Source organism: Microbacterium hydrocarbonoxydans, assembly GCF_000956475.1.
GTDB classification, from domain to species: domain Bacteria; phylum Actinomycetota; class Actinomycetes; order Actinomycetales; family Microbacteriaceae; genus Microbacterium; species Microbacterium hydrocarbonoxydans_A.
Genome location: NZ_JYJB01000008.1, coordinates 351,960 through 370,237 on the forward strand (window position 1 = coordinate 351,960; position 18,278 = coordinate 370,237).

At 70.4% G+C, this 18,278-nt stretch carries 23 protein-coding genes; 9 read left to right on the forward strand and 14 right to left on the reverse strand.

All coding sequences use genetic code 11. The annotated features are described in order from the left end of the window. Positions 1–15 precede the first annotated feature (15 nt). Positions 16–1,245 carry a hypothetical protein gene (locus RS84_RS08395; RefSeq protein WP_045257320.1) on the forward strand — a complete coding sequence of 410 codons (1,230 nt, stop codon included), beginning with the start codon at positions 16–18 and terminating at the stop codon, positions 1,243–1,245. A 136-nt stretch (positions 1,246–1,381) separates the two neighbouring features. Here RS84_RS08395 and RS84_RS08400 read toward each other — a convergent pair whose 3' ends face one another. Beyond that, entirely contained in the window at positions 1,382–2,251 is an 870-nt protein-coding gene (locus RS84_RS08400; protein WP_045257321.1) for a serine hydrolase domain-containing protein, read from the reverse strand. Positions 2,252–2,497: 246 nt separating this feature from the next. Here RS84_RS08400 and RS84_RS08405 point away from each other — a divergent pair, with 246 nt between their 5' ends. Both RS84_RS08405 and pnuC read left to right on the forward strand, forming a co-directional pair. Then, on the forward strand, positions 2,498–3,007 hold the full coding sequence (locus RS84_RS08405; RefSeq protein WP_045257322.1) for a GNAT family N-acetyltransferase: 510 nt from the start codon (positions 2,498–2,500) through the stop codon (positions 3,005–3,007). Then, positions 3,004–3,711: a nicotinamide riboside transporter PnuC gene (pnuC, locus tag RS84_RS08410; RefSeq protein WP_045257323.1), complete on the forward strand. Its 708-nt coding sequence runs from the start codon at positions 3,004–3,006 to the stop codon at positions 3,709–3,711. The genes RS84_RS08405 and pnuC overlap by 4 nt, the downstream gene beginning before the upstream one ends. A 33-nt stretch (positions 3,712–3,744) precedes the next feature. On the opposite strand, the gene RS84_RS08415 is transcribed toward pnuC, so the two are convergent. Genes RS84_RS08415 through RS84_RS08450 form a run of 8 tightly spaced genes read right to left on the reverse strand, consistent with a single transcriptional unit; the run spans position 3,745 to position 10,347 of the window. Next, a complete protein-coding gene (locus RS84_RS08415) occupies positions 3,745–4,326 on the reverse strand; it encodes a carboxymuconolactone decarboxylase family protein (protein WP_200892000.1) in 582 nt (193 codons plus the stop codon). Beyond that, on the reverse strand, positions 4,313–4,639 hold the full coding sequence (locus RS84_RS08420) for a hypothetical protein (protein ID WP_045257324.1): 327 nt from the start codon (positions 4,637–4,639) through the stop codon (positions 4,313–4,315). The genes RS84_RS08415 and RS84_RS08420 overlap by 14 nt, the downstream gene beginning before the upstream one ends. A 56-nt stretch (positions 4,640–4,695) precedes the next feature. Then, on the reverse strand, positions 4,696–5,436 hold the full coding sequence (locus RS84_RS08425; RefSeq protein ID WP_045257325.1) for an amino acid ABC transporter ATP-binding protein: 741 nt from the start codon (positions 5,434–5,436) through the stop codon (positions 4,696–4,698). Then, a complete protein-coding gene (locus RS84_RS08430) occupies positions 5,433–6,335 on the reverse strand; it encodes an amino acid ABC transporter permease (RefSeq protein ID WP_082062097.1) in 903 nt (300 codons plus the stop codon). The genes RS84_RS08425 and RS84_RS08430 overlap by 4 nt, the downstream gene beginning before the upstream one ends. Further along, the gene (locus RS84_RS08435; protein WP_321163036.1) at positions 6,296–7,141 is read right to left on the reverse strand and encodes an ABC transporter substrate-binding protein; all 846 of its coding nucleotides are present in this window, start codon (positions 7,139–7,141) and stop codon (positions 6,296–6,298) included. Before RS84_RS08435 ends, RS84_RS08430 begins: the two co-directional genes overlap by 40 nt. Before the next feature lie 35 nt (positions 7,142–7,176). Continuing rightward, complete coding sequence (locus RS84_RS08440) at positions 7,177–7,632, reverse strand: cupin domain-containing protein (protein ID WP_045257327.1); 456 nt, start codon at positions 7,630–7,632, stop codon at positions 7,177–7,179. Further along, positions 7,622–8,911 carry an amidohydrolase family protein gene (locus RS84_RS08445; protein WP_235281430.1) on the reverse strand — a complete coding sequence of 430 codons (1,290 nt, stop codon included), beginning with the start codon at positions 8,909–8,911 and terminating at the stop codon, positions 7,622–7,624. Before RS84_RS08445 ends, RS84_RS08440 begins: the two co-directional genes overlap by 11 nt. Beyond that, the gene (locus RS84_RS08450) at positions 8,908–10,347 is read right to left on the reverse strand and encodes an adenosylhomocysteinase (protein ID WP_045257329.1); all 1,440 of its coding nucleotides are present in this window, start codon (positions 10,345–10,347) and stop codon (positions 8,908–8,910) included. The genes RS84_RS08445 and RS84_RS08450 overlap by 4 nt, the downstream gene beginning before the upstream one ends. A 258-nt stretch (positions 10,348–10,605) precedes the next feature. Here RS84_RS08450 and RS84_RS08455 point away from each other — a divergent pair, with 258 nt between their 5' ends. After that, positions 10,606–10,812, forward strand: a complete 207-nt coding sequence (locus RS84_RS08455; protein WP_045257330.1) for a hypothetical protein — start codon at positions 10,606–10,608, stop codon at positions 10,810–10,812. On the opposite strand, the gene RS84_RS08460 is transcribed toward RS84_RS08455, so the two are convergent. Then, complete coding sequence (locus RS84_RS08460; protein WP_082062098.1) at positions 10,809–11,453, reverse strand: nucleoside/nucleotide kinase family protein; 645 nt, start codon at positions 11,451–11,453, stop codon at positions 10,809–10,811. The two genes, RS84_RS08455 and RS84_RS08460, sit on opposite strands and share 4 nt — an antisense overlap. A 43-nt stretch (positions 11,454–11,496) precedes the next feature. Here RS84_RS08460 and RS84_RS08465 point away from each other — a divergent pair, with 43 nt between their 5' ends. Next, positions 11,497–11,718 carry an RNA-binding S4 domain-containing protein gene (locus RS84_RS08465; protein ID WP_045257331.1) on the forward strand — a complete coding sequence of 74 codons (222 nt, stop codon included), beginning with the start codon at positions 11,497–11,499 and terminating at the stop codon, positions 11,716–11,718. 21 nt (positions 11,719–11,739) lie between these two features. Here the strand turns inward: RS84_RS08465 and RS84_RS08470 are convergent, their stop codons facing one another. Together RS84_RS08470 and RS84_RS08475 are read right to left on the reverse strand one after the other, a co-directional pair. After that, positions 11,740–12,276, reverse strand: coding sequence for a hypothetical protein (locus tag RS84_RS08470; protein ID WP_152641783.1), 537 nt, complete (start codon positions 12,274–12,276; stop codon positions 11,740–11,742). Positions 12,277–12,330: 54 nt separating this feature from the next. Beyond that, a complete protein-coding gene (locus RS84_RS08475; RefSeq protein ID WP_045257333.1) occupies positions 12,331–12,996 on the reverse strand; it encodes a TetR/AcrR family transcriptional regulator in 666 nt (221 codons plus the stop codon). 67 nt (positions 12,997–13,063) lie between these two features. Here RS84_RS08475 and RS84_RS08480 point away from each other — a divergent pair, with 67 nt between their 5' ends. Then, positions 13,064–13,642 carry a DUF4386 domain-containing protein gene (locus RS84_RS08480; protein WP_045257334.1) on the forward strand — a complete coding sequence of 193 codons (579 nt, stop codon included), beginning with the start codon at positions 13,064–13,066 and terminating at the stop codon, positions 13,640–13,642. 37 nt (positions 13,643–13,679) lie between these two features. Here the strand turns inward: RS84_RS08480 and RS84_RS08485 are convergent, their stop codons facing one another. Continuing rightward, positions 13,680–14,243, reverse strand: coding sequence for a dihydrofolate reductase family protein (locus RS84_RS08485; protein ID WP_045257335.1), 564 nt, complete (start codon positions 14,241–14,243; stop codon positions 13,680–13,682). Between the two features lie 206 nt (positions 14,244–14,449). Here RS84_RS08485 and RS84_RS08490 point away from each other — a divergent pair, with 206 nt between their 5' ends. From RS84_RS08490 to RS84_RS08500, 3 genes are read left to right on the forward strand one after another with little or no spacing between them, the layout of a single operon-like run. After that, a complete protein-coding gene (locus tag RS84_RS08490; RefSeq protein ID WP_052676297.1) occupies positions 14,450–15,106 on the forward strand; it encodes a histidine phosphatase family protein in 657 nt (218 codons plus the stop codon). 37 nt (positions 15,107–15,143) lie between these two features. Beyond that, positions 15,144–15,929 (forward strand): DNA/RNA non-specific endonuclease, encoded by a 786-nt coding sequence (locus RS84_RS08495; protein ID WP_045257336.1) that lies wholly within the window; start codon positions 15,144–15,146, stop codon positions 15,927–15,929. Positions 15,930–15,959: 30 nt separating this feature from the next. Next, complete coding sequence (locus tag RS84_RS08500; protein ID WP_052676282.1) at positions 15,960–16,715, forward strand: MBL fold metallo-hydrolase; 756 nt, start codon at positions 15,960–15,962, stop codon at positions 16,713–16,715. Between the two features lie 41 nt (positions 16,716–16,756). Here RS84_RS08500 and RS84_RS08505 read toward each other — a convergent pair whose 3' ends face one another. Continuing rightward, positions 16,757–18,235 (reverse strand): DHA2 family efflux MFS transporter permease subunit, encoded by a 1,479-nt coding sequence (locus RS84_RS08505; protein ID WP_045257337.1) that lies wholly within the window; start codon positions 18,233–18,235, stop codon positions 16,757–16,759. Between the last annotated feature and the right edge of the window lie 43 nt (positions 18,236–18,278).

The following is an 18,278-nucleotide window of genomic DNA, read 5'->3' on the forward strand; positions in this document are numbered from 1 at the left end:
CGTAGTCTCACGTCCATGTCCTCCGCGCGCCGACGCCCTCGACCACGCCCCCGAGCCGACGCTCCTGCGAGCATCCGCCGGGATGCCGACCGCTGGTTCCGCGAACAGGGGCTGCCGACCTTCGTGCCGCTGCGGCGCTGGTTCACCGACCTGCCGCGCCGCGTCGCTCCGCTGCTCACCTGGGTGACGGTCGCGCTGGGGCTGCTCACCGAGGGACTCGATGCGGCGATCGCGGTGACGCTCGAGACCGCGGGTGGGGACGAGACCGTCCTCGCGGTGGCCGTGCTGATCCTGCTGCTGCTCGCGCTGGCGCTCGCCTGGGTCGCGTTCCTGCTCGTCCGGCTCGCGGTGCGGCGGCTTCCGGTCGGCATGGCGACGGCGGCGGCCTCGGTCGTCATCGTCCTGTGCGCGGCCGCGCTCATCGCGGGCGGCTACGCGCTCGACCCCCGGGCCACGGTGAGCCCTGTGGTCGAGACCCTCGTGATCATCGCCGTGTGCGTCCTCGTCACAGGCATGGGCGGTGGCGCCCTCATCTCGTGGGCGTCGCGGCTCGCCGTGCGCAACGCCTCGGCGATCGGGCACATGGCGTCGATCGCACTTCCCGTGATTCTCATGCTCGTGGTCTTCGCCTTCTTCTCCGCCGAGGTGTGGCAGATGGCATCCGCCCTGCACGGCAGCTCGCTGGCGCTCGTCGGTCTCGTGATCGGAGCCCTCGCGACCATCGTCGTGCTGCGGGTCAGCGCCGGCGAGATCGACGACGAGACCTATGCGCCGACGCTCGAGCAGCGCGCCGCACTGCTGTCGGGCACCCCCGCAGAGCACGTCGCGGGTGCGAGCGCGGCACGGCATCCGCTGCGCTGGCCGCAGCGGGCGAACATCCTGCTCGTCATGACCTTCGCGCAATTGCTGCAGGCACTGTTCTTCGCGGCGCTGCTGTGCGCTCTGCTCATCGTGATCGGATCGGTCGCGATTCCGCCCGGAGTGGTCCAGATCTGGGTCGGCCCTGGCAGCGCCGCGCAGCCGCTGCCGGTCGAGCCGCTCGTGATCGGCGGGGCCGAGCTGCCCGTCACGGTCAACCTCATCAAAGCCGCGACCCTGCTGTCCCTGATCGCCACGCTGCCATTCATCTTCTCCGCGGTCAGCGAGCCGCGCTACCGCGAGCGGTTCTTCGACCCGATCATGGTCGATCTGCGGCGCGCGATCGTCGTGCGCGACGCGCTGGCCACGAGAGGCCGGGCGGCCTGACTTCCCGCCCCACGCGTGAGTTCCCATGTCCAGCGCACGGATCTCATGCGCAGATCCGGAGCTCGCGGCATCCGCCCGCGCCCCACCCGCCGCCCCCGCAGCCTGCACCCGGCAACGCTGACGGCGCCCCCGTCGCTCAGCCCAGCGCGCGAAGAGCGTCTGCTGCGATCTCGGCGAGCCGATGGTCGCGGTGCTCCTCGTGCGCAGTGATCGTGACGACGGCATCCGCCCGCTCGTCGACGATCACGTATTGGCCGTAGAGACCGTCCAACCGCCAGGTGCGGCCCGGCCCCTGCCACACGGCGAGAGCGTAGTTCGAGGAGTCTCCCGCACCGCCCGTCGGCACCCAGTCGGAGTGCATGCGCTCGATCCAGCCGCGGCTGACCAGCCCGGCGCCGCCGTCGCGCAGCACCCTCCCGATCCGCGCGAGCTCTTCGGTGCGCAGCTCGAGCCCGCTGCCGCCCACGATCCAGCCGAGCGGGCACCGGTGCCACTGTGGATTGTGGATGCCGAGCGGCTCGAACAGGCGCGGCATCAGCCAGTCACGCACGTCGCCGACGATCGCGCCCAGCATCCGCATCGCGGTGTAGGTGCTCGCATCCGAGTACTGGAAGACCGCACCGGGCCCGCGCGTCGGCCGTCGGAGCATCTCGAGCGCGAGGTCCGGCCACGTCACAGGCTGGCTGCCGAACCAGGAGAAGTCGATGCCGCTCGTCATCGTGAGCAGGTGCTCGAGCGTGACCTCCTCCACTCCCGCTCCCGGGGCCGGCACGCTGATGTGTTCGAGCACGGAGGTCTGCAGAGTCAGCAGCCCCTCATCGATCGCGATTCCGGCCGCGAGCGCGCTGACGCCCTTCGACACGGAATACAGGTTCTCGCGGTCGTCGCTGCGCCAGCGGTGGCCCGCCTCGTCGTCCCCGATCAGCACGTGGATGCCGTAGGCGCCGAGTTGCTCGCGGTCGATCGCCGACACCATCTGATCGCGCACGGCCGTTGCGTTGCTCATACCTCCACTCTGGCATCGGGGGGTGACATGCGGCGGCATCCGGTGTCGGGCTCGTGGACTCCCGATCTGCGCGCGAGCTCCCGGATGCCGCGTGAGCTCCGCCGTCAGGAACACGGTTCTCGCGCCGACAGCAGGAGGTCACACTGAAACCAGGAGGTCACACCCGCGGCGAAAGAGCGGCAGAGGCGCCACTGCCAGCCTCCCTGCTAGCGTCGGCATGCGCCCCACGCCCCAGAGGAGACCGCCGTGCACATCAGAGACGCCGAGATCGCCGACCTCGAGACGATCGCCGACATCTACAACGACGCCGTCGTCAACACGACCGCGATCTGGAACGAGACGGTGGTCGACGTCGACGACCGTGCGGTGTGGATGGCCGAACGACTGCGTGGCGGATACCCGGTGATCGTGGCGGCGGATGACAGTGAGGTGCTGGGCTACGCGACCTTCGGCCCCTGGCGTCCCCACGACGGTTATCGCCACACGGTCGAGCACTCGGTGTACGTGCGCGGCGATCAGCGCGGTCGCGGCATCGGCAAGGCACTGATGCTCGAGCTGATCGCACGAGCCCGCACCAACGGCACGCACGTCATGATCGCGGCGGTCGAGAGCGAGAACCAGGGATCCATCGCTCTGCACGAGCGTCTCGGATTCGTGCAGACCGGTCGTCTGCCCCAGGTCGGCGCGAAGTTCGGTCGCTGGCTCGACCTGACCTTTCTGCAACTGAACCTCGACGATCGGCCGACTCCCGCATGAACCTGTTCACCTGGCTCGTCGAGCTGTTCAATTCGACCTGGGTGCTGCCTGGAGGCCAGACGCTGCTGGTGCGCGAAGTCGTCGGCAACGCCTTCGGCCTCGCCAGCGCCCTCGGCGGCATGCGCCGCAAGGTATGGGCTTGGCCGGTGGGCATCGTGGGCAACGTGCTGCTGCTGACCGTGTTCCTCGGGACGATCCTGAACCCCGACCACCAGCTGCCGAGCCTGCTCGGCCAGGCGGGGCGCCAGGTCATGTTCATCACGGTCGCCGTCTACGGCTGGGTGCGGTGGCGCCGGGCGGCATCCGACGGCGGACAGGTGACGCCCCGATGGGCGCCGTGGAGCGCGCGCATCGGCATCGTTCTCGTGATGATCGTCGGAACCGTCGCGCTGACGCCGCTGTTCCGTGCGCTCGGCTCATGGGAGCCGGTGTGGGCGGATGCCTGGACCTTCGTCGGGTCGCTGATGGCGACGTACGGCATGGCGAAGGGCTGGACCGAGTTCTGGCTCGTCTGGATCGCCGTCGACCTGGTCGGCGTGCCGCTGCTGTTCAGCTCGGGCTTCTACGCCACCGGCTTCATGTACGTGTTCTACGGCGTGTTCACCGCGGTCGGCTTCGTCGTGTGGGCGCGAGCGCAGGCGAACGCGAAGCCGCGGGTCGACACGATCATGCCCGATCCGCGGCCGCAGAGCCCCGAGTCCTGAGTCCCGAGACGGACGCCCAAAGGCCGACGGGCCTCAGGAATATCCTCGTCGAAGCAGCATCCCCGCAGCGCGATCGAACTCCGCCGCTGACGGGATGTCGAAGTCGAGGGCGTTGGCATTGCGGGTGATCACGGCGAACACCGACGCCACGGCTGCAGCGTCTTCGATGTCCTGCCGCGACAGTCCCGCAGCCATCGCCGCCTGCGCGTCGGCAGCGCCGACAGCGCCCGGGTCGGTGGTCAGGCGTTCGATGAACGCGAGAGCCGCCCGCAGCCGTTCGCTGATCGGAGCGGTGCGGTAGTCGGCCAGCACGGCGTCGGCGATCTCGGGGTCGATGCCGTGCACGGCGATCGCGCGATGCGCGCCCACGCAGAACGGACAACTGTTCCACGATGCGACCATCGCCGCCATCAGCTCGCGCTCGGCGACGGTCCAGCCGCTCTCGCCGCGCATGGCCTGCTGCGTCCACCTGCCGAGCGCCGGTCCGGCAAAGGCCTTGTCGTAGAAGGCGACCCGCGCAGCATCCGGCAGCCGATAGCCCGCGACCCGCGATATCACCCTGATCAGCAGGCGGTGCGCGACCGTGTCGCCCCTCGTCACCTCAGCGAGACGCATCCTGCGCCTCCTCCAGCGCGGCGATGGCCGCATCCCACCGCCGCAGCCCCGCTCCGATGCTCGCCGACATGATCACCTCGAACGCCGCCCTGTCAGTGCCGGCGGCACCCCGCGCCGCGGCGACCTGGGCATCGGTGACCCGATACGAGTGCTCGCCGATCGTGCGCGTGAGGGCCGCGTAGGGTTCCGGCAGGGCAGCATCCTCTCCCGCGCCTGCGCGCATAGCGCCGTTCCTCAGTGCGCTGTCGATCACACCCGATTCGAGCACGCGCGTGCGCAGCGCCTCGGCGTGATCCGCGTGTCTGGATTCCATGATCCGCACCCTACGCCCGCCCGGCGACGTGCGGAAAGCGAATCCACACGGCGGTGTCAGCGCCGCACGCGCGCGAGGAACTCCGCAGTGGCCGGATGCTGCGGAGCGTCGAAGATCTGCTCCGGCGGGCCCTGCTCGACGAGCACGCCCTCCTTCAGGAACACGACGCGATCGGCGACCTCGCGCGCGAACGACATCTCGTGCGTGGCCATCACGATCGTCGTGCCGCGCCGCTTGAGCTCGCGCACGAGGTCGAGCACCTCGCCGACGAGCTGCGGGTCGAGCGCACTCGTGATCTCATCGAGCAGCAGCACCTCGGGCTCGGTGAGGATCGCGCGCACGATCGCGACGCGCTGCTGCTGACCGCCGGAGAGCCGGTCGGGGTACTCCCCTGCCTTCGCGGCGAGGCCGAGCGTCTCGAGCAGCTCCAGCGCGCGCACACGCGTGTCGGCGGCTCGCCAGCCGTGCACCTTGCGCGCCGCGAGGGTGATGTTCTCGAGCACAGTGAGGTGCGGGAACAGGTTGAACAGCTGGAAGACGACGCCGATGCGGGCGCGGATGCTGTCGGCATCCGCCCGCGGGTCGGTGATGTCGTCGCCTGAGAGGAAGATCTGCCCGTCGTCCACGCGCTCGATGAGGTTCATGGTCTTCAGCAGCGTCGACTTGCCCGAGCCGGAGGCGCCGATCAGCACGACCACCTCGTGCGGGGCGACCGCGAGATCGAGCCCGCGCAGCACGTCGTGGTCGCCGAAGCGCTTGCGCACGCCCCTGGCCTCGATCACGGGTACGACGCTCATACGACTCCTCCGGCCTGCTCGCGCCTGTTGAGCCTGGCGGTCACGGCATCCGTGAACCTGATCATCGGCCAGCTGAGGATGATGAAGAACAGCCCGGCGACAACGTACGGCGTGTAGTTGTAGGTGTCGGCGACCTGCAGCTGAGCGGCGCGCACGGCGTCGATCACGCCGAGCACCGAGATGAGACCGACGTCCTTCTGCATCGACACGAAGTCGTTCATGAGTGCCGGGACGACCTTGCGCACGCCCTGCGGGATCACGACGATCCGCAGGGTCTGCGCGTGGCTGAGACCGAGCGATCGCGCGGCGACGCGCTGTGAGGGGTGCACGGCCTCCATGCCGGCGCGGAGCACCTCGGCGACGTAGGCCGAGTAGGTGACGATGATCGCGATCGTTCCCCAGAACGCCGGCGGCATGCGGGGGAAGATCATCAGCGCGGGGATGCCGTAGCCGATCAGGTAGAGCACGATCAGCAGCGGGATGCCGCGGAAGAAGTCGGTGTACGCCGCGGCGAGCGCGCGCAGCGGGAAGAACACCGGACCGCGCAGCGAGCGCAGCGTGGCCAGCAGAGTGCCGAGGATCGCGACGCCGATGGCCGCGATGACGAGCACGAGCAGGTTCGTCAGCAGACCCTGGAAGACCGGACCGACGCTCTGCAGCGCGATCTCCGGGTTGAAGAACGTCTGCTGCACGACCGCCCAGCCGGGGGTGTTCACCACCACGATCACGACGACCGCGATCAGCACGATGCTGCTGAGGAACGCGATCAGCACCGAGCGCGTGGTCGCGCGGCGCCGCAGAGCCCGGCGCGACAGCTCGAGTTCGCTCGGCTGCCACGCCGTCTCTGCGGTGGTGTTCGTCACTTCAGGACGGGGACGTCGACCGCGTCGCTGAGCCATTCCTGCTGCAGCGCGTCAAGGGTGCCGTCTTCGCGCAGCGCGTCGACCGCGTCGGAGACGGCCGAGGTCAGGGCTGAGCCCTTCGGAAGCACGAACGCGAACTCGTCGCCGCCGTCGGAGCTTTCGAACTGCCCGGTGACGGACGAGTCGTCGACCACGGCGCCGGTCACGTAGAACGCGCCGGGCAGGTCGGTGATCATGGCGTCGATCTGGCCGGCCTGCAGTGCGAGCACGACGTCGTCGACGGTGTTGAAGACGCTGAGGTTCGCGTCTCCCAGCTGCTCCTTGGCGACCGTGTAGCTGGTGGTGCCGGCGGCGACGCCGACCTTCGCCTTCTTGAGCGCGTCGATCGTGGTGGCGGATGCCGCCGGCGAGCTGTTCAGCGCCACGACGGCCTGAGTGGTCGTGTAGTACGGCGACGAGAAGTCGACGGCGTTCTTGCGCTCATCGGTGACCGAGAACTGCTGGATGTTGATGTCCCAGTCCTTGGGGCCGGGGGCGATCGCGGCGTCGAAGCCGGTGCGGGTCCACACGATGTCGGAGGCGTCGAAGCCGAGCTGCTCGGCGACGGCGTTCGCGACCGCGCCTTCGAAGCCCTTGCCGTTCGAGGGGTCGTCGTCGACGAACCAGGGCTCGTAGTTCGGCTCGCCCGTGGCGATCGTGAGCTTGCCTGCCGTGACGGTCTGCAGCTCTCCGTCGGCCGCAGCGGTCGACGACGACGAAGGGCTGCCGGCGCAGGCGGCGAGTGAGGCGGCGGCGGCGATCGCGATGACAGCGGCTGCGGCGCGACGAAGGGTACGGGGCACGATTGCTCCTGAAGAAGGGTGTTCGGGTGCGTCTCTCACGGGAGAGCGTTCGGATTTTGCTTAACAGTAGGCGATTCGGCGAGTCGCCAATCGGCGAAATCGAAACCTGGCGACACGAAGCACGACACCAGCACCTCGCTGTCGTCGAGTGGTCGGGCGGCCTGCCAGACGCCGGCCGGAACCAGCACCTGCGCGGCATCCGTCCCGCTGAGCACGACCGTGGTCGCCTCTCCAGGCTCGGAGCCGTCGCCCCCGAGGCTCAGCTCGAGGCGGCCGGGGCCGTGCCACAGCCACAGCTCGTCGCTCGTCACGACGTGCCACTCGCTGCGTTCGTCGGCCTGCAGCAGGTAGTGGATGCAGGTTCCCGCAGGTCGCGCACCGTTCGGGGTGTCGACGGCGATCGGGCTCGTCCAGGTGCGGCGGAACCAGCCGCCCTCCGGGTGCGGGGCGAGGTCGAGGCGCTCTGCGGTGGCGGGTCGTTCAGCGGTCATCGGATGCTCCTTCGAGATCGTCGCGCGCCCAGCGCACCTCGCCCGAGACGATCGTCGCCGCGGCGCGCCCTGCGCCGGCCTCGACCAGCTCGGGGATCGCGTCGGCTCCGGCCGGCACGTCGAAGAAGGTGAGGTCGGCGAGCGCGCCGACGGCGAGGTAGCCGGTGCGATCGGGCCCGACGTCGATGCCCATCGCGTGCGCACCGCCGAGCGTGGCGGCGCCGAGCAGCCGGGTGTGCAGGTCGCGGTCGGTGTAGCCCTGCGACCGGGCGATGCGGGCGAGCTCTGCGACGTCGGCGAGCACGTCGAGCGAGGGGCTCGACGACAGCGAGTCGGTGCCGACCGCGATCGGGCTGCCCTCGCGGAGGTACGCGGCGATCGGCGGCTCCTCGAGTCCGATCACGGCGTTCGACCGCGGGCACAGCGCCACGGTCGTGCGCCGCTCCCGCAGGATGGCGCGGTCGCGCGCGCTCATGTACACCCCGTGCGCGATGTGGCAGTCGGGGCCGAGCACGCCGAGCTGGTCGACGAACTCGGTGGCGCTCGTGCCGAAGCCGGCCTCTCGCAGCTCCTGGAAGCTCGCGAGGCCGGCGGTGTGCCAGGCCTGCGGATGCTCGTGGGCGATCTCCCTCTCGAACGCGGCCTCCCCGAGGTGGATGTGGATGCGCCCGCCGCGCTCGCGCACGATGTCGGGGATCTCCAGCAGCGGCTCGATGTCGAGCGAATAGGGGGCGTGCGGCGAGAGCCCGGTGCCGGGGGGCGTGGGCAGGGCGTCGAGCGCCTGCTCCACCTGCGCGCGACCCGTGCGGGCCCAGTCGGTGTTGGTCCAGCTCATCACCTCCCAGTAGGTGATGCCGTGCAGCCGCGCATCGTGAAGGGCCGAGGCTGCGGACGGATCGGTGACCACGTCGGCGACCGCGGTGGTGCCGCTGCGCAGCGCCATCTCGGCGCCGGCCGCGGCATCCGCTCCCCAGTCCCTGCCCGCCTCGTACACCGGGTCGAAGGCCTGCACCCAGTCGTCGAAGCCCGTGTACTGCCCTCGACCGACCACGGCCATGCCCGTGTACTGCAAGTGCGTGTGCGCGTTCACGAGACCGGGGGTGAGCACGCCCGGCCAGCGGACCTCGTCGAAGGCGATGCCGCGCTCGGACAGCGACCGCAGCACCCAGGCCCTCTCGCCGACGTGCATGATGCGGCCGTCCCGCACGGCGACCGCGCCGTCGGCGATGGGCGGCGCCGTCACGGGGACGACGAGGCCTGCGGAGTAGACCGTGATCACGCCGAACCCTCCTCCGCCACGAATGCGGACGAGGCGAGATAGCGCCGCGAGCGCCATTCGCTCTCGGCCTGCTGCTGCTCGGGACTGCGGGAGTCGATCGTGTCGCCGCGTGCGTCGAGCGCCGCGCGGGCGATCGCCTGATCGGCCTCTTCGGGGAACGGATGCACCCCCGCCGGGAGTGCACCGGCGAGCAGCTGCTCGACGGCGCCGAGCTGCACCGCGAAGGAGAGGTCCATGATCTCGATCGGGTTGCCCTCGGCCGCGGCGAGGTTCACGCAGCCGCCCTGGGCGATCAGCAGGGCCCCGTCGCCGACGCGATCGAGGTGCACTCCCTCGGGTCGCAGCTGCGAGATGTCGACGTCGACCTCGCCCGGCACTCCACCGGCGACTGCGACGATCCTCGCCGCCCCCAGGGTCGCCGTGTCGACCGTGTGCGCGGCGCCGGTCGCCGAGATCACCAGCGCGCCCTGCGCGACGTCCGCCAGACGGCCGATCGCGAAGCCGTCGTGAGCGGCGCGCAGAGCCCTCACCGGGTCTGTCTCTGCGACGGCGATGTCGACGCCGAACGCACGCAGGTGCGCGGCGACGCCCTCGCCGACGGGGCCGTATCCGATCACGACCGCCGGCTGGTCTCGCAGGCCGATACCGGCGGCGTCGAGCACGTCGGCGATCGCGAAGACGCACGACTGGCCGGTGCCGTAACGATTGTCGAACGAGGTCTTGAGGCGTGCGTCGTTGACCGCGATGACCGGAATGCCGAGAAGCCCCTGCTGCTGCATCAGACGCAGCGGGGCGAGTCCGCTCGTGGTCTCCTCCGCGGCGCCGCGCAGGGCGATGCCCTCTTCGTGCGCGAGGCGGATCAGGTGCGAGCCGTCGTCGAGCAGCAGATCGAAGCCACGGCGCAGAAAGGCCACGGCGGCCGCTCGCTCCTCGGCACCGCCCAGCGCGGGGTCGCCGTCGACGGGGATCCCGCGATCGCGCAGCACCTCGGCCACCGCGACATCGATCTCATCGGGGTGGGCGTACACCGCGACATCGGCCCCGGCATCGCGGAGCAGCAGGGCGAGCTGGGCGGTCTTGGGCTCGAGCACCATCGCGATGCCGATGCGGATGCCGCGGACGATCCCCTGCTCGCGAAGACGAGCCGCGATGAGGGTCGAGACGGGCATGTGCGCGCCCGCGTTGTCGACGCGGTGCGCGGCATCCGTGCGCGCGGGCGGAGCGGCCCCGTCGATGAGGATCTCGGTCTCGGCACCGGGCGCGAACGAGACGCCGCGCGTTCCGAGGCGCGCACCCAGAGCAGGAAGCAGCCGGCGCAGCTCTTCGGCCACGGCATCCGTGCCCTCCACGGCGAACGCACGACCTGCGACGAGCAGATTGGTCTCACGGGCGAATCGGCGCACAAGTCGCTCGGCTGTCGTGCGCGGGTCGGTCACGGCTCAATCGTATTGCGCCTGGACCTTCGCCCCTGTGTCGGGAAGTGCGGGGCCGATGCCGCCCGACGGAGGTTCCGGCGACCGCGACGCGCACCCCGTCGCCGAGCACCCATCGCCCGCCCATCGATCCCAGCGCCCGCCGATCGAGGTGCGCGAAGAAGCCGCCCCGTGCTCAGAAGCCGACCACGACGCGCACCTCCGTCTGCGGTGCCCTGCCAGAGCCTGTTTCCTCGCAGCCGCGTGCGGTTCACTGGAGGTATGAAGACCGACACGATCCGTACCGTCGTGTGGAACCCGCGTGCGGAGGTGCGCGCATTCCTCACGCGCCTGTTCGAGCGTGCGTTCGTGCCGTTCGCACCGCTCACTTTGAGCGTCCCGGCCGAGATCGCCCGCCGCGACGAGGCTGCACGCGCGGCATCCGCCGGCCCCGCCCCGCTCGGCCCCGAGCAGGAGCGTCTGCCCTAGAGCACCCGCCAGCCCATCCCGTCCACCACGAGATCCGCACGGCCCCTGGTCTGCTCGATCTGCGCGGCGTTGGCGCCGTCGACCTCGCGCGCCCACGCCCTCGCGGCCTCCGGCGAGCGGCCGTGCCGGGTGTGCCGGTCGACCAGCCGCGTCTCGCGCTCGGACGCCGGTGCGGCGCAGAACCAGACCGCGTCGAGCCGATCCCGAACTCCGTTCCACGGCTCACTCCCTGCGAGCAGATAGTTGCCCTCGACCACCACTGTCGTCGCCGAGGGCCGGATCGCGATCTCGCCGGCGATCCCCTCGTCAGCCTCGCGCCGGAAGCTCGGCGCATAGACGACATGCTCGGTCTCGACCCGCACCCGATCGAGGAGCGCGAGGAAGCCCCAGCCGTCGAACGTCTCGATCGCGCCCTTGCGATCACGGATGCCGAGAGCGTCGAGAGTCGCGTTGGCGAGATGGAAGCCGTCCATCGGCAGGTAGGCGGCCGTGCCCGGTGCGAGCTCGTCGAGACGCGCGACGAGCGCCTTCGCGAGCGTGGTCTTGCCCGCGCCGGGGCTCCCCGTGATCCCGATCAGGCGGCGGGCTCCCCGCGCCTGCGGGAACCTGGCGATGAGACCATCGAGCGCGGCATCCGTCATGTCCGCCAGTCTGGCACCACGCCCTCGACGATACGATCGAGGCATGGCCCCCTCGATCGACGACGTCTCCATCGGCGGAGAGATGATCCGCCTCGGGCAGTTCCTCAAGTTCTCCGGCCTCATCGACAGCGGCGGCGACGCGAAGGAGGCCATCATCGACGGCTTCGTGAGCGTGAACGGCGAGGAGGAGCGCCGCCGCGGCCGGCAGCTGCACGACGGCGACCTCGTCTCCTACGAAGGCCGCACGGCCCGCGTCAGGCCCTGACGACAGCCTCGGCCGGGGCGCTTACTGGGCCGGCAGGCAGCCGCCGTCCATGATGAACCCGCCGGCCTCGATGGTCAGAACGTCGGCGGACACCTCTCCGAAGATGCAGCCGCCGAACGGGGCAGCGACCCCGTATGCCACGGCACGCGCGTCGCCGATCGTCTGCGCGTGGAGAAGACCCGCGTCTGCGAACACGTCGACGACGGCATCCGTGGAGAGCGTTCCCGACGTCCTCAGGGCCTCGAGTGCGGGGCGCACATCGGCGATCGCCTGCTCTGCGGCGAGGCGCGCCTCTTCCGTGATGTCCATCCGCTCGCGGTATCGGTCGTTCTGCGCCATCGACTTCTCGGGGTCGTAGGGGGCGCATTCCGGCGGCAGCTCGACCCCTTCGACGAGCGGACACGCGGCCGTCGGCGTGGGCGTCGGCATCTCGGACGGCGTGCCCCCGGCCTGCGTCCGCGCCGTGGTGCACCCCGCCGTCATCATCGTGGTCAGCACAGTCGCGCCGAGGAGCGACAGCATCCGCGCCCTCGACCGATCCCCCCGGATTCCGGTCATGCGCTCATGCAATCACATCGGTACGGTCAGAGGAAGACATCCGGCCGCCATCGGTCAGTCCGTCGACGATGTCCATCCCGCGAGCCGCCGCCGCTCCAAGCCTTCGAGCAGCAGTTCGAGGGCGAAGGCGAACTCGGCGTCGTCGTCGCACGCGGCCCCGGCATGGGGCGCGGTCGTGGTCATCCGCACGATCGCGGGGTAGTCGCTCCGGAACACCGCGAGGGTGGCCTCGAGCGCCGCCGGATCCTCCGGGACGGACGGCGTGGGCATGACCTCGCGCGTGAAACCCCACATGCGCGTGCTGAGCGCGTGCATGCCGTGGTGCACGAGGTCGGCGGAGAGCCCGCCGGCGAACATGATCGCCATGAGCGAGTCCATGTAGCCGAGGATCACGGGACTCGCGAGCGTGCGCGTCTCGATCGCGTCCTGCGCCCAGGGATGCGCACGCACCACCGCGCGCGTCATCAGGATGCGTGCGGTGAGCGTCCGCCGCCAGTCGTCGACGGTCTCGGATGCCGGGATGCCCTCGATGAGGCGGTCGACCATCCGGTCGATCAGCTCCTCGCGGGAGCCGATGTGCTTGTAGAGCGCCATGGGAGTCACTCCGAGCCGCTCGGCGAGCCGGCGCATCGTGGTGGCGTCGAGCCCATCGTGGTCGGCCAGCGAAATCGCCGCGTCCACGACGCGGCGCCGATCGAGCGGGTGACGGACGGTTGACACGTATACAGCGTAAACCTATGCTCGAGTTCAGCGGGTATACACCGTATACCTCAGAGATGGAGAATCCATGGACCGCACCCCGCGGATGTACGCGCGCATCGCCGGCGTCCTGTACCTGACCACCCACGTCACCTCGGTCACCGCCGTCATCTCCTACGGAGGCGGGAGCATCCGGCTCGGGGTGCTTCTGGAATTCCTCCTCGCGCTCGGATGCCTGGGTACCGGCCTCCTGCTCTGGCTCCTGCTCCGCGAGCGCGGGCCCGCGCGGGCGGCGGGGTTCCTGATGCTCCGGACCCTCGAGGCGGCGGTGATCCTCGCCGGAGCGCTGCCGATGCTCGCGATCGCGCTCGGCGGATCCCCCCGCCTCACCGGCCTGCACACCGCGGCCTTCCTCCTCGGGCAAGGACTCGTGATCAGCGTGAACACGATGATCCTCGGCTGGCTTCTGATCGAGTCCCGCGCGGTGCCCCGACCGCTCGCGGTGCTCGGCGCGACGGGCGGAGCGATCGTGCTCGCGAGCAACCTCGCGCAGCTGTTCGCCCTCATCCCCCTGAACGGCGCGATCGCGGGCCTGTGCGCCGCTCCCGTGTTCGTGTTCGAGGTCTGGTTCGCGATCCACCTGATCGTCCGCGGTCTCCGCTGCTGAAGATGTCGCCAGCCCTCCTCGCCGCGGCGAGCGGGGGTCAGACCGGCGGGCCGTCGAGAACGGTGGGGATGTACTCCAGAAGCTGGGTGCGCATGTCGAAGGTGCGGGCCTCGACGAGTTCGAGTGCGACATCGGGATAGTCGTCGAAGATCCGCTCCTGCCCCGTGGCACCCGTGATCACCGGGAAGATCACGACGCGATACCGGTCAACGAGTCCTGCGGCCAGGAGCGAGCGGCACAGCGACCGGCTGCCGATCGTGCTCAGCGGGCGATCGGACTCCTCCTTCAGCCGGCGCACCGCCTCCACGGCATCCGTGCTGATCAGCGTCGAGTTCTCCCAGGCGAGGGGCGCCTCGAGAGACGAGGAGAAGACATACTTGCGGATGCCGTTCAGCACCTCGGTGCCCGGCTCTCCCTCGGCCACGAGCGCGGACATCACGCGGTACGTCGTCGCGCCCATGAGCAGCGGCTGATCCTTCTCGGGCCGCGTGTCGAGCCACTCGAGATACTCCGGGCTCTCCATGCCCCACCAGCCGGGCCAGCCCACCGCAGAGCCGTAGCCGTCGAGAGAGCAGATGAAATCGATCGTCAGGGTCTGCATGATCGCCTCCTTCTTCGCGGCCGGCGGAGCGCGAGCCGAGCGGATGCCGTCGGGCAGGAGTCTAGGTCGGCTGATCACCCGCCGAAACCCCTATCTGCGGCCGAACTCCCGAGCCGAGCGTGAGCTCCCCGCTCGCGCGCCCGGAAGTCATGCGCAGATCGGGAGTTCACGGTCGCAACCCGTCGCTGAGGGACTACCGTGGCGGTGTGGACGCACCTGACCCGCTGCCCGAACACCCCGCCCCCGACAACCCGCAGGGCAAGCTCGTGCTGCTGCGCCACGGCGAGACGGAGTGGTCGCGGACCGGTCTGCACACCGGCCGCACCGACATCCCGCTGACTCCGAGGGGCGAGGAGCTCGCGAGGGCCGCCGGCAGGCTCGTGCGCGGCTACGACTTCCGGCTCATCCTGACCTCGCCGCTGCAGCGCGCACGCCGCACCGCCGAGCTCGCCGGTCTTCGCGCCGAGGTCGATCCTCTTCTCGTGGAGTGGGATTACGGCGGGTACGAAGGGCGGAGCACCGCCGACATCCGCGCCGAGCTCGGCTACAACTGGACCGCCTTCAACCACGGCGTGATCAGGGGCGAGACGCCCGGCGAGACCGTCGAAGAGGTCGCGGCGCGTGCATCGCGGGTGCTCACCCGGGTGCTTCCGGCCATGGCCGACGGCGACGTCGCGCTGATCGCGCACGGGCACTACCTGCGCATCCTGACCGCCGTGTTCCTGCGCGAGGCTCCGCGCTTCGGGGCGCAGATCACCCTCGATGCCGGGTCGGTGTCGGTGCTCGGCTTCACGAGGGAGCAGCCCGCGATCCTCGCCTGGAACCACGGCCCCGAGCTGCCGCTGAAGCCCTCGGAGTCGTAGCATTCCCTCTGTCGGCGGCCTCGGGCACGATGGTCGCATGACCGACGGATACGACAGCGAGTTCCTCGCCACCCCGGTGCCCCTCCCCCGATCGACGGCCGAGACGCGGGTGCTCGATTACCCCCGGTTCACCGTGCTGCTCGATCCCTCGCGACGGCTGGCGGTGGCGACAGGGGTGAACATCGACGGCGCGCGGATGCTCGACCTGGCCCGCGAAGGCGAGTGGCGTCTCGATCCGCGGATCGACGAGGACGAGCAGACGGGCGCAGCCGTGTACGCGCGCAACGACCTCGACCGCGGTCATCTCGTGCGCCGCCGCGATCCCGGCTGGGGCGAGGTCGACGACGCGCGCGCCGCAATGGAGGCGACATTCTTCTACCCCAATGCCGCCCCGCAGGCCGCCGGGTTCAACCAGTCGAAGGAGCTCTGGCTCGGACTCGAAGACCACGTGCTCGCCTACGCCGAGTCGACGGACCAGCGCTTGTCGGTGTTCACTGCCCCCGTGCTCGGCGACGACGACCCTCCCTACCGCGGCATCCGCATCCCGCTGCGGTTCTGGAAGATCGCCGCCTGGGCAGCGCCCGACGGGCTCGCGACCGCCGGGTTCGTGCTCGATCAGACCGAGCTGGTCCACACCCGCGACGGCCTGCTCGCCGCTGCGCCGCTGGGCGCGTTCCGCACCTTCCAGGTGCCGGTCTCGGAGATCGCCGCGCTCACCGGACTTGACCTCGGGCGGATGCCGCAGGCCGACGTGCTCGACGAGCAGACGGTGCGAGCGCGGGAGTGGCGAGCGTTGACCCGCACGGATGACATCGTGCTCTGACCGCCCGGGGCCTGCTCGTAGAGTCGACGCATGGCGTCGTATCGACTCTCCTCCCCCGTCGCCGGCGTGTTCTTCGCGGAAGGCCCGTCGGTGAACTGGGTGATCGTGGCCGGCAGCCGCGGTCCTGTGCTCATCGACACCGGCTACCCGGCGGACGCGGATGCCGTCAGAGCGAGCCTGCACGAATCCGGATGGCAGGTGTCGGATCTGGTCGCGATCCTGATCACGCACGGTCACGGTGATCACATCGGAAACGCCGCGGCCCTCGCCGAGGAGGCGGGGTGCCCGGTCTACGCCGATGCCGACGAGCTCCCCAACATCCGCCGCGAGATCCTCGAGCAGGTCGGCGTCTCCGATCTCCTGCCGCACCTGTTCCGCGCTGGAGTGGCCCGCTGGGCGCTGCACGCGATCAAGGCCGGCGGCAAGAAGGCGGCGCCGGTCGCCTCGGTGCTCCCGTTCCCCGAAGACGCGGCCGAGCGGCTCGGCGTCGAGATCGCAGCCGTGCGCCTGCCGGGGCACACCCGAGGACACTCGGGGTATCTCCTCCCGGCGCACGACGTCCTGGTCGTCGGCGACGCGCTCGTCACGGCGCATCCGACCAGCCCGCTGCATGGCCCGCAACTGCTGCCCACCGTGTTCCACGATTCACCGGCCGCCGCGCGAGAAGCCCTCGGCGCGCTCGGCGGGATCCCGGCGCGGATCGTCCTGCCCGGTCACGGCCCGCTGCTGCGGACGACACCGGCGGATGCCGCGGCTCGCGCCGCGGCATCCGCACCGGTGTTCTGAGAGCCTGAGTTCGTAAACCCGGGGGTTCAGCCCGACGCGGGTCAGTGCGCTGGCGTCTGGGCCGCAGCAGCCGGACGGCGCACCAGCAGAGCAAGCGCGATCACGCCGAAGGACAAGAACCCGCCGGCGAGGAAGGCCAGGTGCGAGCCCTGAGCAGCGGCAGCTGCGGAGGGGACATCGGGGCTGCCGCCGACCGCTGAGACGCCCGTGGCGTAGAGGGCGACGAAGATCGCGGTGCCCGCAGCGCCGGCGACCTGCTGCAGCGTGGCGATGGTCGCGCTGCCGTGCGAGTAGAGCCGAGGCGGCAGTGAGCCGAGGGATGCGCTGAAGGCGGGCGTGAACAGGAACGCGAGTGACAGCATCAGCACGATGTGCGCGGCCAGCAGCACCACCCACGACGACCCCGGGCCGAGCCCGAGTGCGAGCGTCCAGAGCGCGACGGCGAGGCCGATCGACCCGGGGATCACGAGCGGGCGCGGGCCGAAGCGGTCGTACAGCCGGCCCACGGTGGGACCGGCCAGCCCCATCAGCAGCCCGCCGGGCAGAAGCATCGCCCCCACCCACAGCGGGTCGAGCCCGAGGGTGTAGCGGGCGAACTGCGGCAGCACGATGAAGGCGCCGAACAGCGAGACCATGCCGGCGGTCATCATGGCGACCGAGACGGCGAAGTCGCGGGAGAGGAAGGTGCGCAGATCCAGCAGGGCCGAGTCGGTGCGCTGCAGGGCGATCTGCCGCCATCCGAACGCTCCCAGCGTCACGAGTCCGATGACGATCGGGACCCACGGCTGGATGGCGACCTCGCCGACCGCCGCCGCACCGATCTGGCTGAGGCCGAAGACGAGAGCCGAGAACGCGAGGGCCGCGAGGACCACCGAGAGCACGTCGAGCGGCACGCTGCGGGTCTCGGAGACGTTCGGCACGCGGCGGACGCCGATCGCCAGCATCGCGAGCGCGATGGGCAGCATGACCCAGAACAGCCCCTGCCAGGGCAGCACCTGGATGAGCGCGCCTGACACGATGGGGCCGACGGCGGGCGCCACCGACATCACGATGGAGACCCGCCCCATGACTCGGCCGCGCTCGCCCTCGGGAACGACCGTCATCACGGTCGTCATCATGAGCGGCATCATGATGGCCGTGCCGACGGCCTGGATCACCCGCCCTGCCACGAGCACCTCGAACACCGGCGAGAGCGCCGCGACGACCGTGCCGAACACGAAGCTCGACATCGCCAGGGTGAACACGGCCCGCGTGCTCAGCCTCTGCATCAGCCATCCGGTGATCGGGATGACGACGGCCATGGTGAGCGCGAACGCGGTTGTCAGCCACTGCCCGCGGGTGGCGTCGATATGCAGCGCCTCCTGGATGCGGGGCAGTGCGACGCCCATCATCGTCTCGTTCAGGAACACCACGAAGACTGCGGCGAGCAGCAGCGCGAGGGCCGTGCGATTGCGCCGTGCGACGTCGGGGTCGGATGCCGGTGCGGTCGCGAGGTCCGCGCGGGCGATGGTGTCGGTCATCTCGATCTCCTTCGATGTTCACTGCACAATCTGAAGTACTTGA

Excerpts from the sequence above, each read along its gene's own strand:
- RS84_RS08395 (WP_045257320.1), top strand. The coding sequence starts at position 16 with ATGTCCTCCGCGCGCCGACGCCCTCGACCACGCCCCCGAGCCGACGCT.
- RS84_RS08400 (WP_045257321.1), bottom strand. The coding sequence starts at position 2,251 with ATGAGCAACGCAACGGCCGTGCGCGATCAGATGGTGTCGGCGATCGAC.
- pnuC (WP_045257323.1), top strand. The coding sequence starts at position 3,004 with ATGAACCTGTTCACCTGGCTCGTCGAGCTGTTCAATTCGACCTGGGTG.
- RS84_RS08415 (WP_200892000.1), bottom strand. The coding sequence starts at position 4,326 with ATGCGTCTCGCTGAGGTGACGAGGGGCGACACGGTCGCGCACCGCCTG.
- RS84_RS08420 (WP_045257324.1), bottom strand. The coding sequence starts at position 4,639 with ATGGAATCCAGACACGCGGATCACGCCGAGGCGCTGCGCACGCGCGTG.
- RS84_RS08425 (WP_045257325.1), bottom strand. The coding sequence starts at position 5,436 with ATGAGCGTCGTACCCGTGATCGAGGCCAGGGGCGTGCGCAAGCGCTTC.
- RS84_RS08430 (WP_082062097.1), bottom strand. The coding sequence starts at position 6,335 with ATGGCTCAGCGACGCGGTCGACGTCCCCGTCCTGAAGTGACGAACACC.
- RS84_RS08440 (WP_045257327.1), bottom strand. The coding sequence starts at position 7,632 with ATGACCGCTGAACGACCCGCCACCGCAGAGCGCCTCGACCTCGCCCCG.
- RS84_RS08455 (WP_045257330.1), top strand. The coding sequence starts at position 10,606 with ATGAAGACCGACACGATCCGTACCGTCGTGTGGAACCCGCGTGCGGAG.
- RS84_RS08460 (WP_082062098.1), bottom strand. The coding sequence starts at position 11,453 with ATGACGGATGCCGCGCTCGATGGTCTCATCGCCAGGTTCCCGCAGGCG.
- RS84_RS08465 (WP_045257331.1), top strand. The coding sequence starts at position 11,497 with ATGGCCCCCTCGATCGACGACGTCTCCATCGGCGGAGAGATGATCCGC.
- RS84_RS08470 (WP_152641783.1), bottom strand. The coding sequence starts at position 12,276 with ATGACCGGAATCCGGGGGGATCGGTCGAGGGCGCGGATGCTGTCGCTC.
- RS84_RS08480 (WP_045257334.1), top strand. The coding sequence starts at position 13,064 with ATGGACCGCACCCCGCGGATGTACGCGCGCATCGCCGGCGTCCTGTAC.
- RS84_RS08485 (WP_045257335.1), bottom strand. The coding sequence starts at position 14,243 with ATGCAGACCCTGACGATCGATTTCATCTGCTCTCTCGACGGCTACGGC.
- RS84_RS08495 (WP_045257336.1), top strand. The coding sequence starts at position 15,144 with ATGACCGACGGATACGACAGCGAGTTCCTCGCCACCCCGGTGCCCCTC.
- RS84_RS08500 (WP_052676282.1), top strand. The coding sequence starts at position 15,960 with ATGGCGTCGTATCGACTCTCCTCCCCCGTCGCCGGCGTGTTCTTCGCG.
- RS84_RS08505 (WP_045257337.1), bottom strand. The coding sequence starts at position 18,235 with ATGACCGACACCATCGCCCGCGCGGACCTCGCGACCGCACCGGCATCC.